Origin of the sequence: Nocardia sp. NPDC059228, from assembly GCF_042754245.1 — a bacterium.
Taxonomy (GTDB): Bacteria; Actinomycetota; Actinomycetes; order Mycobacteriales; family Mycobacteriaceae; genus Nocardia.
This window is the reverse complement of the sequence record NZ_JBHZAL010000140.1, coordinates 1-1191: the sequence shown is the minus strand read 5'-3', so window position 1 is coordinate 1191 and position 1191 is coordinate 1. Positions and strand designations below refer to the sequence as shown.

At 69.6% G+C, this 1191-nt stretch carries 1 protein-coding gene; it reads left to right on the top strand.

Translation table 11 applies throughout. The annotated features are described in order from the left end of the window. Positions 1–274 precede the first annotated feature (274 nt). The coding region (locus tag ACFXKA_RS43025; RefSeq protein ID WP_379431915.1) for a S8 family peptidase at positions 275–1191 on the top strand (917 nt) is incomplete at its 3' end.

Sequence of the window (1191 nt, the reverse complement as noted above, 5' to 3'; positions counted from 1 at the left end):
GGCGAGTTCGCCCCCCGTTCCGAATGGCCCCGGCATGCCGGGCCTCGCGTGGTCGGCCGGGAAAAAACCGGCGGATGTGGCACCGGGGTTGAAAGCTTCCCGCTCGTGGACCGGGCGACGGAAGCATTTTGAACTGCCCCGACCGGGCGCCGACCAGCAAGTAAGCGCCAGGGAAGGCCAGTTGGCCATCAAGGCCCTCTTGTAATGAACGCGTCAGGGACGTGATCCTTCCGCTTGTCCGAGCAGCGCACCACCTAAGCAGGAGGACCTGACCATGGCAGTGACGCACGGAACCCGGCTGCGGCTCGTCGCAGTGCTCTCGGCCGCAGCAACGGCGGCCACCCTCGCTCTGACCGTCAACCCGGCCCAGGCCGCGCCCGCCGAGGGCCGCATCGTCGGCGCGGAAGCGCCGAACGCGGTGAAGGACAGCTACATAGTCGTCCTCAGCGAGCGTTCCGGTGCGAAGTCCTCGTCCAGCGAGGGCAGACGCCTCGTGGCCGGCTACGGCGGCGAGATCACGCACACCTACCGCGCCGCCCTCAACGGTTACGCCGCCCACCTGAGCGAGACCGAGGCCAAGCGGCTCGCCGCCGACCCCGCGGTGGCCCAGGTCATCCAGGACACCACCGTCAAGGCCACCGCCACCCAGGTCAACCCGCCGTCCTGGGGCCTCGACCGCATCGACCAGGCGAACCTGCCCCTCAACGGCAGCTACACCTACCCGGACTCGGCCGGCTCGGGCGTGACCGCCTACGTCATCGACACCGGTGTGCGCATCACGCACGTCGACTTCGGTGGCCGCGCCTCCTACGGTTACGACGCGATCGACAACGACATGATCGCCGACGACGGCAACGGCCACGGCACCCACGTCGCCGGCACCGTCGCGGGCACCAGCTACGGCGTCGCCAAGAAGGCCAGGATCGTCGGCGTACGCGTCCTGAACAACGCCGGATCCGGCACCACCGCACAGGTCGTGGCGGGCGTCGACTGGGTGACCGCCAACGCGGTGAAGCCCGCCGTCGCCAACATGAGCCTCGGCGGCGGCGCCAACACCGCCATCGACACCGCCGTCCGCAACTCGATCGCCTCCGGCATAACCTACGCGGTCGCCGCGGGCAACAACGGTCTTCCCGCGTCGAACTACTCGCCCGCGCGCGTCTCCGAGGCGATCACCGTAGGCGCCACCAC